Source organism: Stenotrophomonas sp. CFBP8994 (assembly GCF_034044835.1).
Lineage (GTDB): Bacteria > Pseudomonadota > Gammaproteobacteria > Xanthomonadales > Xanthomonadaceae > Stenotrophomonas > Stenotrophomonas rhizophila_A.
This window is the reverse complement of record NZ_JAXCWT010000005.1, coordinates 113,560-126,977: the sequence shown is the minus strand read 5'-3', so window position 1 is coordinate 126,977 and position 13,418 is coordinate 113,560. Positions and strand designations below refer to the sequence as shown.

At 64.3% G+C, this 13,418-nt stretch carries 17 protein-coding genes; 8 read left to right on the top strand and 9 right to left on the bottom strand.

The features are described from left to right. Positions 1-12: 12 nt before the first annotated feature. The 8 genes from SOM39_RS14950 to SOM39_RS14915 all read right to left on the bottom strand — a co-directional run bounded on the left by SOM39_RS14950 (position 13) and on the right by SOM39_RS14915 (position 4,262). Entirely contained in the window at positions 13-564 is a 552-nt protein-coding gene (locus tag SOM39_RS14950) for a hypothetical protein (RefSeq protein WP_320458779.1), read from the bottom strand. A 25-nt stretch (positions 565-589) separates the two neighbouring features. Next, positions 590-955 carry a hypothetical protein gene (locus tag SOM39_RS14945; protein ID WP_320458778.1) on the bottom strand — a complete coding sequence of 122 codons (366 nt, stop codon included), beginning with the start codon at positions 953-955 and terminating at the stop codon, positions 590-592. Beyond that, entirely contained in the window at positions 942-1,208 is a 267-nt protein-coding gene (locus SOM39_RS14940) for a hypothetical protein (RefSeq protein ID WP_320458777.1), read from the bottom strand. The genes SOM39_RS14945 and SOM39_RS14940 overlap by 14 nt, the downstream gene beginning before the upstream one ends. Positions 1,209-1,224: 16 nt before the next feature. Beyond that, a complete protein-coding gene (locus SOM39_RS14935) occupies positions 1,225-1,791 on the bottom strand; it encodes a hypothetical protein (protein WP_320458776.1) in 567 nt (188 codons plus the stop codon). Then, complete coding sequence (locus tag SOM39_RS14930; protein ID WP_320458775.1) at positions 1,788-2,273, bottom strand: hypothetical protein; 486 nt, start codon at positions 2,271-2,273, stop codon at positions 1,788-1,790. Before SOM39_RS14930 ends, SOM39_RS14935 begins: the two co-directional genes overlap by 4 nt. Before the next feature lie 306 nt (positions 2,274-2,579). Beyond that, positions 2,580-3,038, bottom strand: coding sequence for a DUF4265 domain-containing protein (locus SOM39_RS14925; protein WP_320458774.1), 459 nt, complete (start codon positions 3,036-3,038; stop codon positions 2,580-2,582). Positions 3,039-3,099: 61 nt separating this feature from the next. Beyond that, positions 3,100-3,864, bottom strand: coding sequence for a hypothetical protein (locus tag SOM39_RS14920; RefSeq protein WP_320458773.1), 765 nt, complete (start codon positions 3,862-3,864; stop codon positions 3,100-3,102). Beyond that, a complete protein-coding gene (locus SOM39_RS14915; protein WP_320458772.1) occupies positions 3,861-4,262 on the bottom strand; it encodes a hypothetical protein in 402 nt (133 codons plus the stop codon). Before SOM39_RS14915 ends, SOM39_RS14920 begins: the two co-directional genes overlap by 4 nt. A gap of 84 nt (positions 4,263-4,346) precedes the next feature. Here SOM39_RS14915 and SOM39_RS14910 point away from each other — a divergent pair, with 84 nt between their 5' ends. Beyond that, a complete protein-coding gene (locus tag SOM39_RS14910; protein WP_320458771.1) occupies positions 4,347-5,141 on the top strand; it encodes an energy transducer TonB in 795 nt (264 codons plus the stop codon). 17 nt (positions 5,142-5,158) lie between these two features. Here SOM39_RS14910 and SOM39_RS14905 read toward each other — a convergent pair whose 3' ends face one another. Then, positions 5,159-5,584 (bottom strand): hypothetical protein, encoded by a 426-nt coding sequence (locus SOM39_RS14905; RefSeq protein ID WP_306989557.1) that lies wholly within the window; start codon positions 5,582-5,584, stop codon positions 5,159-5,161. A gap of 121 nt (positions 5,585-5,705) precedes the next feature. Here SOM39_RS14905 and SOM39_RS14900 point away from each other — a divergent pair, with 121 nt between their 5' ends. The 7 genes from SOM39_RS14900 to SOM39_RS14870 all read left to right on the top strand — a co-directional run bounded on the left by SOM39_RS14900 (position 5,706) and on the right by SOM39_RS14870 (position 13,362). Then, on the top strand, positions 5,706-6,242 hold the full coding sequence (locus SOM39_RS14900) for a GNAT family N-acetyltransferase (protein ID WP_217538039.1): 537 nt from the start codon (positions 5,706-5,708) through the stop codon (positions 6,240-6,242). Beyond that, entirely contained in the window at positions 6,239-6,571 is a 333-nt protein-coding gene (locus SOM39_RS14895; RefSeq protein WP_068849893.1) for a non-heme iron oxygenase ferredoxin subunit, read from the top strand. The genes SOM39_RS14900 and SOM39_RS14895 overlap by 4 nt, the downstream gene beginning before the upstream one ends. A gap of 139 nt (positions 6,572-6,710) precedes the next feature. After that, on the top strand, positions 6,711-7,109 hold the full coding sequence (locus SOM39_RS14890; protein ID WP_320458770.1) for a hypothetical protein: 399 nt from the start codon (positions 6,711-6,713) through the stop codon (positions 7,107-7,109). A gap of 137 nt (positions 7,110-7,246) precedes the next feature. After that, positions 7,247-9,577 carry a catecholate siderophore receptor Fiu gene (locus SOM39_RS14885; RefSeq protein ID WP_414715886.1) on the top strand — a complete coding sequence of 777 codons (2,331 nt, stop codon included), beginning with the start codon at positions 7,247-7,249 and terminating at the stop codon, positions 9,575-9,577. Between the two features lie 18 nt (positions 9,578-9,595). Beyond that, complete coding sequence (locus tag SOM39_RS14880; RefSeq protein WP_320458768.1) at positions 9,596-10,282, top strand: Fe2+-dependent dioxygenase; 687 nt, start codon at positions 9,596-9,598, stop codon at positions 10,280-10,282. A gap of 94 nt (positions 10,283-10,376) precedes the next feature. Continuing rightward, positions 10,377-10,787, top strand: a complete 411-nt coding sequence (locus SOM39_RS14875) for a hypothetical protein (protein ID WP_320458767.1) — start codon at positions 10,377-10,379, stop codon at positions 10,785-10,787. Between the two features lie 148 nt (positions 10,788-10,935). After that, on the top strand, positions 10,936-13,362 hold the full coding sequence (locus tag SOM39_RS14870; RefSeq protein WP_320458766.1) for a TonB-dependent receptor domain-containing protein: 2,427 nt from the start codon (positions 10,936-10,938) through the stop codon (positions 13,360-13,362). Positions 13,363-13,418 lie beyond the last annotated feature (56 nt).

Genomic DNA, 13,418 nt, shown 5'->3' with positions numbered 1-13,418 from the left:
CATTCAGCTGAGCTACGGACGGGATGCAGATTCAACGAGTTCCTTGATCAATGAATCGACACCCAAAGAATCCGCAGCTCCATAGGCAACCGCAGTACTGGTCTTGCCACGCACGAACACCGTAAGAAAATAGCACTCACCATCGTCCATCTCACCTCCCGTGTGCTGCTTCGGCAACTCAGCCGCGTCGGCATACAAGCTGATGAGATGTCGACCGAGCGGTGTGGCCCCCAGGTCACGCTCAGGTCCGAAACTACTCTTCATCAGAGTGCCATCCACACGAACGTAACCATAGCTCGGAAACCCAGCACTCCCGATCTCAAGGAGCACGGCACCGGAATTACGCATGGAACGGTCGGGCAATTCCACCCGCTGCGCGCGGATTTCTTCCCAGTGTCGAATGCACCTCCTTAGTTCAGGAGTAATAGCGTTCGAAGATTGGGAATCGCTGACCAAGCCTGCATAGTTGGCAACCTCTGCAGCTGGCGCGCGACCCATCGAAAACATCAGGGCGATGCAGGTAGCGAGAGGAGCAATAGAACTGAAAACGTGCTTCCAATTCATGACTTAGTGTCCAAGCCGTGACCGGTCAACAGCGAACCCTTACCTCGACACTGGAGGTGAGCGTGAGTGATGCGTAGCCCGGAAGTTCAGCGAGCACAGTGTATACCTCCAAGAAGGAGAGAAAGCCACCTCGCACGAACAGAATGAACTCGACTCCAAAACCATCTGCCCCTGTAGCCGACAGACCCTCAATCTCAAAGTCCGCCTCACCTGAAAGCGGGATCGCGTCGCTCTCCAGAATAAAGTCGACGTACACGCCGACACGACTTTCCGATCGCACAATAGCAATGACGCGCCCCAATTGAGCACTGAGTTCTTCCGGTACACCCTCAGCCTCAAGCAGATGCTTGATTGCCGTTTGTTCCAGATCGGGAATATCAGAGAGCTTCATCAACGCTGCCCTCAGTTGCAGCTGCCACTGGCGGCGCTTTCATGCGCCGCGACGTTCGCACATCGGACAGTCCGGTGAGGCCCGAGCATAGACCACCGTCTTCGAAGACCAAGCCACGCCACGAGTACACGTCGTGGCGATCCATCTCGTCTTCGGATCTGACCAGTCCCTCTGCAAGCGCAAGCGCCTGAACCATATGCCATTCCTCAAAGAGGCGAACCCCGATCATGAATTTTTGATGGACCTTTCTCATTGGTCGTCCCTGACTATCACAGCGGCGCAAGCAGCCCATCAATATAGTCACCAAGACCAACCACATCGTCGGAACCACCAATGAAATCGTCGTCCATCATCTTCCTGACTTCCGCCACCCCGCCCAACCTGTCCACCACGGATCGCATGAAGTCCAATTTTCCCAGGAACAGTGTCGTATCCTGATCCAGTCGAATGATCCATTGCTGGTCGAGAGAGAAGACATAGTGGTCGCGCAGGAAACTGTAATTCTCATCCCAGTACGTGCGAATGGATTCCATATCCGGCTTGATGTGGACGCCGCTCAACAGATCAGAGGCGTTCCTGTATCTGACTGCACCGAGTCCCGAAGGATAGCTGGCCGCCTGGTCGTGCACCGCCATCCAGCATTCCCACACGCTATCCGGTGCCAGATCCTCATAGGAAGTTCGGTCAAAGGCCATTCCAGCCCAGCCCTGGATCGCGAAGGGCAGATCAGGGGGCATCGTCGGCAATACGATGGACTCGATGAAGTTCAGCCAAGCAGTTGTCGGGGAGAGCCCAAGGGCTTCCGGGTAATGATCAGCCATCTCATCCAAGGTCATCGGTCGGGCTCTAGATCAAAGCCTGGCGGTACCCTTGCCGCCTGGATCACCACGCTGAACTGTTCTTCGGCATTGTATCCATAGCAGTCCACGAGTATCACGACCCCAGCAGCTTCAGAGTGGAACAGGGCCGAATCACCAGTGGAGTCCGCAACCGCCACCATGGAGGTGACGGCAAACCCGCTCACGGGCGCGAATCCAAGATAGTCCTTCTCATGAAAGCCAATCTCGCCCTCAAGGGGACCCAGCCTGCGCTCGACGCAGCGCATGATCCTGAGTGCTTCGGCCAGGCCGACATAGGCTCGAACGAGACCCGGGGCATCGCGAATATCCCGCGGCCACACAATGTCCCGGTCAAATGACCTGGGCCGGAAGTCGTCGATACGCAGGCTACATGAGGCCGCTTCATTGATAGCCTGGACCAGAGCAGCGCCGTGGCGTAACCGCAGATGCGCACGCTCCCTCTCATCGGCCAGCAACATTCGCCGCTTACGCACCTCATCCCAGCTTCTGCTCTCCACGCGTAGCGTCCTCGAATCAAGCTTTTGTGACATCAAGGCAGGGCGAGGTCAATAACCAAACGCCGGGCGAAACACCTACCGAATCGCTACTACTTCAGATTCAGCCACCGATCGTTCTCGAGCCTGAAGATAGGGCCCCAGAACAATGAACAAACTCGTCTCGCAGACCCACTACCGGGAGGCCGATGTCGGGCCGTTACGCAACTCCTGAAGCCGCAGCACTGTTATCGCGCTCCAGAATACCGGGCAATCACTCAACATCCACAGCTAGACGTCCCAATCATCATGCTGGATGGATGCCTCTTCATAGTCCAGGACGCCCTGCCCGGCAAAGCGTTCCAGTAAATTCACCACAGCAGAAAAACTGACGTCCGGCGGAACATCGACGGCGAAGAAGGACGGGACATTACTCAACTCCGTTGCACAACCCAAGCCAGACAGCTTGCTTCTAAGCTCAGCTACCCGATCAACGTCGTATACGATCACCCTGACCGTAGAGTGTCCGCCTGCGGTCAGAACTTTTTGGAATGTCAACTGTCCGTCCACATGCAGCGCAGCAACAACATCGCCGGAACTAATCAGCTTTACATAGAAGGGAACGCTATCCACAAGATAGCTCCCATCACTGAGAGGGATTGCCCAAAGATTCTCCCAATCCACGGGAGGATACCCGTCATCCCCACGGGGCAACTTGAATGCCACTTTCGCGTACTCTGCTTTTCTCATGGCAATCCATTGAAATCGAATCCCATGGCAGCACGACTCGGGACTTCCACGAACGCTTGATTCATTCCCCCCTCCTGGGGTTGCAGGTACCCCTGGCCGAGAACTCATTGGGCATCGCATTCGCATAGGTCATCACGGATTCGGTGCCATCCAGTTCGGTTTCCAGATTGTCTGCCACAAGAACTTCGTACGCACCCACCTGCGCAAACGCTACTACCTCTTCCTTCCGACCTTCCGCATTCCAGTAGTAGCCCGTCGCTTTGGTCGGATCGATCCTTAGACGCCCGCCCTCCCTTGAAACTCCCTGGCACAGGAAGTCCGCCGATGCCAGCATCACGAACCGCTTGTCGGGCGTGACTACGGCGACCTCGACAGTGCTCGGCCCGCCAAGTGCAAATGACAATGCGCTATCGTCATCCCACTCCGCGCGTGATGCCTCCGGCACTTCCGGGGGATCACACATCTCCAGTGCCGACCGGCCAACGCTGCCCAGGCAGGGTCCCACGAGCGGGTGCGGCACGCAGGTCCCGGCACCCAACATCTTCTCCTGCGCGCCTGTCACTACATAGTAGATCTCATAGCTGGACGGACGGCCAACCGTGGCGTCCCGGTGGACGAAATCGACCATATGTATCCGGCACGCGCGTCCGTGCAGGCGGGGAATCACCTCTGTGGCGAACGTTCGCTCAAACGCCCTTGCATAGCCTTGCGCGATCACGCGGCTTGGCTGATGGTTGGTGACGTACGGGCCCTCCGATCGATCGCCACCGCATCCTGCCAGCAGCAACAGGCACAGAAGACCAGCCCAGCAGCGAAGCCTGCTCATGTCTTCCTGCACTCAGCCAATGCCAGCTCGACGATCTCCGCCGAGCAACGGGTGATGCTGCCTTCGCAGGTGCGCGCCTGAAGCAGCTCCTCGTTCGGCCCCTTTAGGGCATAGAACACCCGAGTGCGGTCTTTCTGCGATGCGGTCGGGACCAGGCTGCTCCCGATCAGATGGACACCGAGGCTTCGCGAAGGATCGCCATGCTTTCCTCCAAGCTCACGCTCGATGTTCGACCAGTAATGCTGCGAAACTCCGCTGTGCGGATCCCTGGTGGACAAGGTGTAGGTGCACTGCGGGCGCTGGGCGCAACCAGCACCCAGCAGCGTCGACAACAATAGTCCGACGACGCCGATATGCCGCGCCGTTCTCCCTTCCCGGTGTTGCGTCTTCAGCCCCATCCTGCGCCCCATCCCTTTCCCCCGCCAGAGCATACGACGAAGCGCGTATGCCATAATGAGAACCCTTCTCATTAATGCCACTGGATGTCGTCGGTCGCTCCCAGTGCCGCGAGCACCCCACCGCTGCACGCTTGCCTGCAGGGCCCGCACCAGGGTGCCCCGGGCCGTCCGCGGGCACGCGCCTCGTTCACCGAACGCCATGCGCGCACGCTCGCTGGCAGCCTGACCGTGCTGGCCCACGCTGCCGTCATCGCGCTGCTGCTCTGGACCCACGTTGCCAGCACGCCGGCATTGCCGCCCCCGCCGGCCGACCGCACCCAGCTGGTGCTGCTGCCGCCGCGAGCACCGGAAGTGCCGCTGGAAGACATCGTGGCGCCTACCCCCAGCAAGGCGGCCACGCTCCAACGGCAAAAGCCCGAACCCCCGCGCGACCTGCCCAGGACGCCGCCGCGCGAGACGGCCCACTGGGTGATCCCGCCACCGACCCCGCCGCAGCCCAAGCCGGATTCGCCAGCGCCGCTGCAACAGCAGGCCTCAGTCGCCGCCTCGCCGCCCAGCCCACCGCTGCCGCCCGGCCCCAGCGATACCACGCCCGGCCGCGACAGCTGGGAAGGCCGGGTCATGGCGCGGCTGGAACGCTTCCGTCGTTACCCCCACGCCGCACGGGCGCGCCGCCATGAGGGCGTCGTGCAGGTGCGGGTGAGCCTGGCCCGCGATGGCCAGCTGCTTGCGCTGACGGTGGAGCAGAGCTCGGGCTACGCGATGCTGGACCAAGCCGCGCTGGATACCTTCCGCCGGGCCGCGCCGTTGCCGGCCGTGCCCGACGACCGGCCGGCACCGGTGGAACTCTCGTTCCCGGTGGAATTCTTCATCCGCTGAGCGCCCGCGCAGGCGTGTTATTCGGTCAGCGCCGTGCGCATCTCGCGCTCGATCTGTTCGACCAGCAGCAGGTTGGCATGCTCCGGCGCGCGCTCGTAGGCGCGTTTGGCCGCGTCCTGGGCTTCGGCCAGCAGACGGAAGCGCGCCTCGGCACTCTCCGCCACCCGCGCGGAAGCGAAACGCGACGCCGCCTGGTAGTAGAGCTCCTGGACATCGCCCAGGTCGCGCGCGCGCTGCCGCCAGCGCGCGGCCGGCACGTCATTGCCAGGGGTGGCTTCGTAGTGCGCGATCAGCCGCTTGATCGCCACCAGGTCGTCATCCTTGGCGGCGGCGGTCACCACGGCCAACTGGCGGGGCGACAGGTAGCGGTCGTCCGTCGGGGGCCCTTCGCCGCAGCCAGGCAGCGCCAACAGAAACACGCAGGACAGGAAAGTGGACTTCATAGCCGCACGATCCTGCCAGTGCCCGATCCGCACGGCCAACGCACCGTTCCTATCAAAAAGCGGCATTACATAGGCAACGCCACTGCTACCCGCCACCGGCGCCCCGCTCTAGAATGACGGCATGAGCACCCTGACCTTCCGTGCGGCCACGCTGGCCGACATTCCCGCCCTGATCACCCTGGTCACCTCGGCCTACCGCGGCGACGCCAGCCGCGCCGGCTGGACCACCGAAGCGGACATGCTGGACGGCGCGCGCATTGACGCAACCGGTCTGCAAGCCGATATCGAGCGCCCGCGCAGCACCGTCCTGCTGGCCGAACGCGACGGCCAACTGCTGGCCTGCGCGCACGTGGCCGACGACCACGGCAAGGGCTACTTCGGCATGTTTTCGGTGGACCCGGCCCAGCAGGGCGGTGGCATCGGCAAGCAGGTGATGGACGCGGCCGAAGCGCACGCCGCGCGCGAATGGGGCGTGGCAGTGATGCAGATGACGGTGATCGACATCCGCGATGAGCTGATCGCCTTCTACGAGCGCCGTGGCTACCAGCGCACCGGCATCAAGAAACCGTTCCCGTACGGGGATGAGCGCTTCGGCATTCCCAAGCGCGACGACCTGCGCTTCGAGATCCTGGAAAAGCCGCTGGCGGCCCACGCATGAGCGAGACCTGGACCTTCGTCTGCGCCACGGCCGAACTGCTGCCGGGCGAGATGAAGAGCACCTTCGACGAGGTTACCGGCACGCCGATCGTGGTGTTCAACCTGGACGGGGAGCTGTTCGCCCTGGAAGACCAGTGCACCCACGAGGAATTCGAGCTGTCCTCGGGCACGTTCGATACCGAGGAAGGCAGCATCGAATGCGTGCTCCACAGCGCGCGTTTTGACGTGCGCGATGGCCGTGCCCTGTGCGCCCCGGCCTATACGGCGGTGCCGAAGTTCCCGGTAAAGCGCGAGTTTGACGGGGTCTGGACCCGCGACGACCGCGACTGAGTCTCACCGAGCCGATAGAAAACTTGAATCGGCCCCTGGCCGGTTCTGTGATGCCCGCCGCACGGCAGTGGATGCGAATCATTATCGTTTCTGTTAATTTATCGGTATTCGCCTTCCCGGCCTGACCGACTACCGCCTCATGGCTGCCGCCAGTGATGCCACCGCCAACCGCTGCTCGACCCCATTGCTGCTGACCGCGGCGGTGCTGTTCTGCCTGCTGGCCGTCGTGGCTGGACTGGGCACTTCGCAGGGTTCGATGGATCGCGCGGGAACGGTGGCCGCGATGGCCGCCGGCGAATCGCTGCAGGTGTCCGGCATACCTGTACCAGACCGCGCCCCGGTCGCTGTCCACGCCTGCGCCGCAGCGGAAAAGGAAGCCGAGAACGGCCGCCCCGACCCTGCCGAACGTGCCACGTCGCTTCCGTCGTGCATGGCAGGCACGCGCACCGCAGCGTCACCCGCCGCATGGGCCATGCCGGCCATCCGATCGCGACCACTGCGTTCGCATCTGTCGCAGGCGCCGCCCGCGAGCGCCTGACCGCTCCAGGCACCTCGCCACGCAGGGCGCCCAACGCCCCCTGCACATCGCATCTCTTTCGCTCGACCGTCCATGCCCCTGCGTGCGCGCCCCACCCGTGCGCGCTCGATGGCATTCCTCTTCCCGTTTCCAGGTCCATCACCACCATGATCAAGAGCCGCAAGCATTCCTCCCCCGCCCGCAGTGCCGCCAGCCTGGCCACCGCCAGCCTCGTCACCGGCCTCAGCCTGGCCATGCTGCCGGTGGCCGCCCAGGCCGAGTCGGCCAGTGACTCCCCGCGTACGCTGGACCAGGTGCAGGTGCAGGCCGCCCGCGGCTTCAAGGTCGACAAGGTCGCCTCGCCCAAGTTCACCCAGTCCCTGCAGGACACCCCGCAGACCATCCAGATCATCAGCCGCGACCTGTTCACCCAGCAGGGCGCGACCACGCTGACCGATGCGCTGCGCAACAGCCCGGGCGTGGGTACGTTCTATGTCGGCGAGAACGGCAACACCAACACCGGCGACAGCATCTTCATGCGCGGGTTCGATACCTCCAGCAGCATCTTCGTGGACGGCGTGCGCGATGTCGGCTCGATCTCGCGCGATGTGTTCAATACCGAGCAGGTGGAGGTGTCCAAGGGCCCGGCCGGCACCGACAACGGCCGCTCCGCGCCCACCGGTTCGATCAACATGGTGAGCAAGCAGGCCAACCTGCATGACGCGGTGAGCGGCACCGTGTCGGTCGGCAGCGACAGCCAGCAGCGCGCGTCGGCCGACTGGAACCAGTCCCTTGGCGCCACCAGCGCGCTGCGCCTGAATGCCATGTGGCAAGACAGCGACCAGCCCGGCCGCGACCACGTGAACAACTCGCGCTGGGGCATCGCGCCGTCGCTGGCGTTTGGTCTGGGCACCAACACCCGCTACATCCTCAACCTGCTCTATGTGGACCAGCAGAACGTGCCCGACGGCGGCGTACCCACCCTGGGCCTGCCCGGCTGGACCCCGCAGCCCACGCTGGAACCGCTGGCTGGCCATCCGGTGAACCCGGAGAACTTCTACGGCACCCGCGCCGACCATGACGATGTCACCGCGAAGATGGCTACCTTCCGCATCGAGCATGACTTCAACGACAGCGTGCGCCTGACCAACACCGCACGCTGGGGCCGTACCGACCAGGACTACATGCTCACCGCCTTCATGGGCACCGGCACGCGCGGCGCCAACGGTGCGCCGACCGGCAACATCCGCTACACCGACCGCAACAACCTGGACACCTACACCATCGCGCGCAGCCTGCCGACCTTCAAGGACCAGCAGAACACCATCCTCACCGACCAGCTCAACCTGCGCGCGGACGTCAGCACCGGCGCCATCGTGCACAACCTGAGCACCGGCGTGGAGTTCACCCGCGAAGAACTCAAGAGCTTCGGCCAGGCCGCCACCAACGGCACCACCTGGTCGCCGGCCAACCTGTACAACCCGGACTGGAACGCCACCGGCCTGACCTGGGCACACAACGGCGCCGACAGCCGTGGCAGGACCACCACCTCGTCGGTGTACCTGTTCGATACGCTGAACTTCACCGACAGCTTCCTGGTCACCGCCGGCCTGCGTGCGGACCATTACAAGACCGAGTACCAGAGCGCGGTGGTGTGCGGCGGGCGCGGCCCGGCGTGCGGCAGCAACCCGGTGGGCACGGTGATTCCCAATCCGTCGCTGGAGCATTCCGACACCCTGCTCAACTGGAAGCTGGGCGCCGTGTACAAGGTCGGCGACATCGTCAGCCTGTACGGCAACTACGCGCTGTCCCAGCAGCCCCCGGGCGGCAGCAACTTCCAGCTGAGCAGCTCGGCCAGCAGCGCCGACAACCCCAGCCTGGATCCGCAGAAGGCCAAGACGCTTGAAGTGGGCACCAAGTGGGCCTTCCTCGATGATGCACTGGCCTTCAACGTCGCGCTGTTCAAGACCGAGGTCAGCAACGAGATCAACACCCAGGTGCTCGACGACGCCGGCAACCCGACCCAGACCGGCAAGAAGTCGGTGCAGGGCATCGAGGTGTCCACGGTGGGCCGCATCACCGACAACTGGTCGGTGTCGGCTGGCTACAGCCACCTGGATACCGAAGTCGAGGAAGGCGCCAACGTGGCCGCCGACGGCACCCGCAACCTGACCTACACCCCGGGCGCGACCTTCACCAGCTGGACCAGCTACACCTTCCCGTTCGGCCTGACCGTGGGCGGTGGCGTGCGTTACGCCGGCCGCATGCACCGCGGTACCGATGGCGCGGTTGGCACGCCGGCGTTCACCAAGTCGTACACGGTGTACGACGCAGTGGCTTCGTATGAAATCAACGAGCACCTGGTGCTGCGCTTGAACGCCTACAACCTGTTCGACAAGGACTATGTGGCCGCGATCAACAAGAGCGGCTACCGTTACACCCCGGGCGCCCCGCGCAGCGTGCTGTTCAGCGCGGACTTCCGCTTCTGATCCACCAAGGACCCTGCCATGCTCCTGCACGTTCCCGATCTCCTCACCGCCGACGAACTGGCCCACCTGCAGCGCGCGCTTGCCGCGGCAGACTGGGCCGACGGCCGCGAGACCGTGGGCGTGCAGGGCGCGCAGGTCAAGCGCAACCAGCAGTTGCCTGACGCCTCACCGCTGAAGGCCGAGCTGGGCAGGATCGTGCTGGCGGCGCTGGAACGGCACCCGCTGTTCTTCGCCGCCGCACTGCCGCTACGCATCCTGCCGCCGCGTTTCAACCGCTACCAGGGCGGTGGCGAGTATGGCCTCCATGTGGATGGCGCGGTAATGATCACCGACAGTCAAGGCGTGCGCAGCCACCTGCGCTCGGACGTGTCATGCACGTTGTTCCTCAATGCGCCGGAGGACTACGAAGGGGGCGAACTGGTCATCAGTGATACCTACGGCGAGCATGAGGTGAAACTGCCAGCCGGCGACCTGGTGCTGTACCCGTCCAGCAGCCTGCACAAGGTCAACCCGGTCACGCAGGGAGCACGGCTTGCGTCGTTCTTCTGGGTACAGAGCATGGTCCGCGACGATGGCGCACGGCGGATGCTGCTGGAGATGGATGGCGCGATCGAGACGCTGCGCGTGACCGGCGGCGATCCGGGGGCGGTGCTGCAGTTGACCGGCGTGTATCACAACCTGTTGCGTCGCTGGAGCGAGACGTGACGCTGTAAATCATTCCCATTTGCGTTTGTTACATCCCCTCTCTACAATCCCCGCCGCGCCAGACCTGCTGGCGTGCTCCGACAGGGATATCACCTTGCGCCACCCCCACCGCCATCGCAGCTTTGCCCCCGCCATGCGCGGGCAGCGCCCGGCGTTGGCGACGGTGTTGGCGTGGCTGGCCCTGCTCTCGATGTTGCTGGGCACGCTGCCGCTGCTGGAACAGCGCCTGCCCGGCACCGCCGCGCTGGTGCTGCAGCAGCCCGCCGAAGAACGTCCCGGCGGCGAGAATCGCCTGCAGGAAGAAACCCCGGCCAAGCCACGCCGGATGGCCAGTGCCCGCCCGGCGGCCACGCCGCCGCTGACCGATTCGCTGGATGTACTGATGGCCACCCTGGCCGAGCTGCCGCCGCAGGTCGTCCCCACCATTGATTCCGCTCCGGCAACACCGCTGCCGGCGGCCCCCGGGTTGCGCGTCCAGCGCGGCCAGGCGCCCCCGCAGGGCTGATCCCGCCCGCGTCCGCGTCGCTGCGCCTGCACGACCGCCGCCGGGCGCCGCTGCTGCCTGCACTGCAGGCCCCCTGACGATTTTTCGATTGCGCTGCGGCCGCCGGCCACGGCGTTCCCGCGTTCGCATCCTTTTCGAGGTACTTCCCATGGCCCAGCGCCATCGTCGTCGCACGTCCCTGTCCCGCTGCTCGTTGAGCGTTGCCCTGCTGGGCGCGCTCAGCGCCCCCGCCTTCGCCGCCGGCGATGTCGCGGGCGACCCCAAGACCCTGGACCAGGTGGTGGTCACCGCCTCGGGCTTCGAACAGAAGATCACCGACGCCCCGGCCAGCATCAGCGTGGTCAGCCGTGAGGAACTGGCCAAGCGCCCGTACACCAGCCTGGTGGATGCGCTGCGCGACGTGGAAGGCATCGACGTGGGCATGGAAACCACCGACAAGAACGGCCGCGCCACCATCTCCATGCGCGGCATGCCGTCCGAGTACACGCTGGTGCTGATCGACGGCCGCCGCCAGAGCAATGTGGGCCAGCTGTACCCGAACAACTTCGGCGGCGGCCAGTTCGCCTACCTGCCGCCGCTGGATGCGATCGAGCGCATTGAAGTGGTGCGTGGCCCGATGTCCACGCTGTACGGCTCCGATGCCATGGGCGGGGTCATCAACATCATCACCCGTCGCAACCAGGGCAGCTGGCACGGCTCGGTCACCCAGGGCTTCACCGTGCAGCAGGACGACCAGTTCGGCGATGCACGCACCACCGACGTGTACCTCACCGGCCCGCTGGTGAAGGAACGGTTGGACGTAGCCGTGCGCGGGAGTTACTACGATGCCAAGGCCTCCAACCCGGAATGGGAAGCACTGACCCTGCCCGACGGCACGCTGTGGGAACGCAGCATCGGCTTCGGCGGTGGTGGCAAGGCGGTGGCCAACACCAACTGGAACACCGGCGTGCGCCTGAGCTGGTCGATCAACGACGACCACGACCTGTCGCTGGACTACGACGTCTCGCGCCAGAAGTACGACAACAGCGAAGGCCAGACCGGCACGCTGGACAGCGCTGCCAGCCTCTGGCGCGTGGGCAATGCCACCATTCCGAACCCGAACGGCACCGGCACCATCACCCGCCGCGTGGTGCAGCCGCGCGTGGGCTACACCGCCTACCAGCGCTACGAGCGCGACCAGCTGGCACTGACCCACCAGGGCCGTTATGCATTCGGTACCTGGCAGACCACGCTGACCCACACCAAAAGCAACAACCTGGGGCGTTCGCTGCCGCTGACCCTGGACGAACGCGCCGACCTGCAGACGCTGTGGAACGACGTGTGCCACCGCACCGGCGCGGCCAACAACTGCGCCGCCGGCGCCCGCAACGGTCTCGCCGCGCTGAACCCCGCCGAGATGGCACGCCTGGAAGCATTCCTGCCACGCCCGCTGCGTACCATGGAGCTGGAAGGCCACGTGCTGGACACCATGCTGGACATGAGTTTCGACGCGCACAAGCTGACCTTGGGCGGCCAGTACACCGACACCGACATGATCGACGGCGTGTTCGGCATGGACGGCGCCGGCTACCGCGACAACGTCAAGCAGAAGCACCGCATGTGGTCGGTGTTCGCCGAGGACAACTGGGCACTCACCGACGCGCTCACCGCCACCTTGGGCGTGCGTTATGACGACCACAACATCTTCGGCAGCCACCTCAGCCCGCGGGCCTACGTGGTGTGGAACGCCAGCGACGCCTGGACCTTCAAGGGTGGCGTGAGCACCGGCTACAAGACCCCGCGCCCGGACCAGCTGTTCCCCGGCGTCACCGGGTTCGGCGGCCAGGGCGTGCTGCCGCTGGTGGGTTCGCCGAACCTGCAGCCCGAGACCAGCACCAACTATGAAATCGCCTCGTACTACGAGGGCGAGCGCTGGGGCTTCAACGTCACCGGTTTCCTCAACAAGTTCGACGACAAGATCGCCAGCGGCGGCACCTTCCCGAACTGCGAAGTGGCACCGGTCGGCGGCGGCTACTGCGTGGACGTGGGCCCGGGCTGGGCGGCGCTGGGCTACAGCACCTTCAGCCAGAGCGTGAACATCGATACAGCCGAGACGCGTGGTATCGAGGCGGCAGCGCATGTGGACCTGCTGCAGAACCTGCAGCTGCGAGGCAACTACACGTATACGAAGTCCGAGCAGACCAGCGGCGCCGCGAACGGCCAACCGATCGCCGGCAATCCCGCCAAGCACATGGCCAATGCCAGCCTGAACTGGCAGGTCAGTGAGGCGGTGAGCCTGTCGTTGATCGGCGAAGGACGCTATGACCGGTACCGCGACACGCTGGTGAGCAACGTCGCCGGTGTGAGTTCGTCGCAGGTGCGGTATTACGACGATTACACGATCTTCCACCTGGGCGGCAGCTGGAACATCAACGAGTGGCTGACGGTGAACGCGCGGGTCAACAACCTGTTCGACAAAGACTTCGTCTCGCAGTCGTGCGTGTTGATCAGCGACAGTGAGTACAACTGCGTGGATGATTACGCGACGAAGGACCAGCGTCGGAGTTACTGGATTTCGTTGAACGCGGCGTTCTGAAGTCCCGGCGCTGCGCGCCGCCGCCCGACCAACGGTCGGGCGCTACCGGCTCTCAC

Excerpts from the sequence above, each read along its gene's own strand:
- SOM39_RS14950 (WP_320458779.1), bottom strand. The coding sequence starts at position 564 with ATGAATTGGAAGCACGTTTTCAGTTCTATTGCTCCTCTCGCTACCTGC.
- SOM39_RS14910 (WP_320458771.1), top strand. The coding sequence starts at position 4,347 with ATGTCGTCGGTCGCTCCCAGTGCCGCGAGCACCCCACCGCTGCACGCT.
- SOM39_RS14920 (WP_320458773.1), bottom strand. The coding sequence starts at position 3,864 with ATGAGCAGGCTTCGCTGCTGGGCTGGTCTTCTGTGCCTGTTGCTGCTG.
- SOM39_RS14905 (WP_306989557.1), bottom strand. The coding sequence starts at position 5,584 with ATGAAGTCCACTTTCCTGTCCTGCGTGTTTCTGTTGGCGCTGCCTGGC.
- SOM39_RS14940 (WP_320458777.1), bottom strand. The coding sequence starts at position 1,208 with ATGAGAAAGGTCCATCAAAAATTCATGATCGGGGTTCGCCTCTTTGAG.
- SOM39_RS14925 (WP_320458774.1), bottom strand. The coding sequence starts at position 3,038 with ATGAGAAAAGCAGAGTACGCGAAAGTGGCATTCAAGTTGCCCCGTGGG.
- SOM39_RS14935 (WP_320458776.1), bottom strand. The coding sequence starts at position 1,791 with ATGACCTTGGATGAGATGGCTGATCATTACCCGGAAGCCCTTGGGCTC.
- SOM39_RS14870 (WP_320458766.1), top strand. The coding sequence starts at position 10,936 with ATGGCCCAGCGCCATCGTCGTCGCACGTCCCTGTCCCGCTGCTCGTTG.
- SOM39_RS14895 (WP_068849893.1), top strand. The coding sequence starts at position 6,239 with ATGAGCGAGACCTGGACCTTCGTCTGCGCCACGGCCGAACTGCTGCCG.
- SOM39_RS14890 (WP_320458770.1), top strand. The coding sequence starts at position 6,711 with ATGGCTGCCGCCAGTGATGCCACCGCCAACCGCTGCTCGACCCCATTG.
- SOM39_RS14915 (WP_320458772.1), bottom strand. The coding sequence starts at position 4,262 with ATGGGGCTGAAGACGCAACACCGGGAAGGGAGAACGGCGCGGCATATC.
- SOM39_RS14900 (WP_217538039.1), top strand. The coding sequence starts at position 5,706 with ATGAGCACCCTGACCTTCCGTGCGGCCACGCTGGCCGACATTCCCGCC.
- SOM39_RS14930 (WP_320458775.1), bottom strand. The coding sequence starts at position 2,273 with ATGTTGCTGGCCGATGAGAGGGAGCGTGCGCATCTGCGGTTACGCCAC.
- SOM39_RS14945 (WP_320458778.1), bottom strand. The coding sequence starts at position 955 with ATGAAGCTCTCTGATATTCCCGATCTGGAACAAACGGCAATCAAGCAT.
- SOM39_RS14880 (WP_320458768.1), top strand. The coding sequence starts at position 9,596 with ATGCTCCTGCACGTTCCCGATCTCCTCACCGCCGACGAACTGGCCCAC.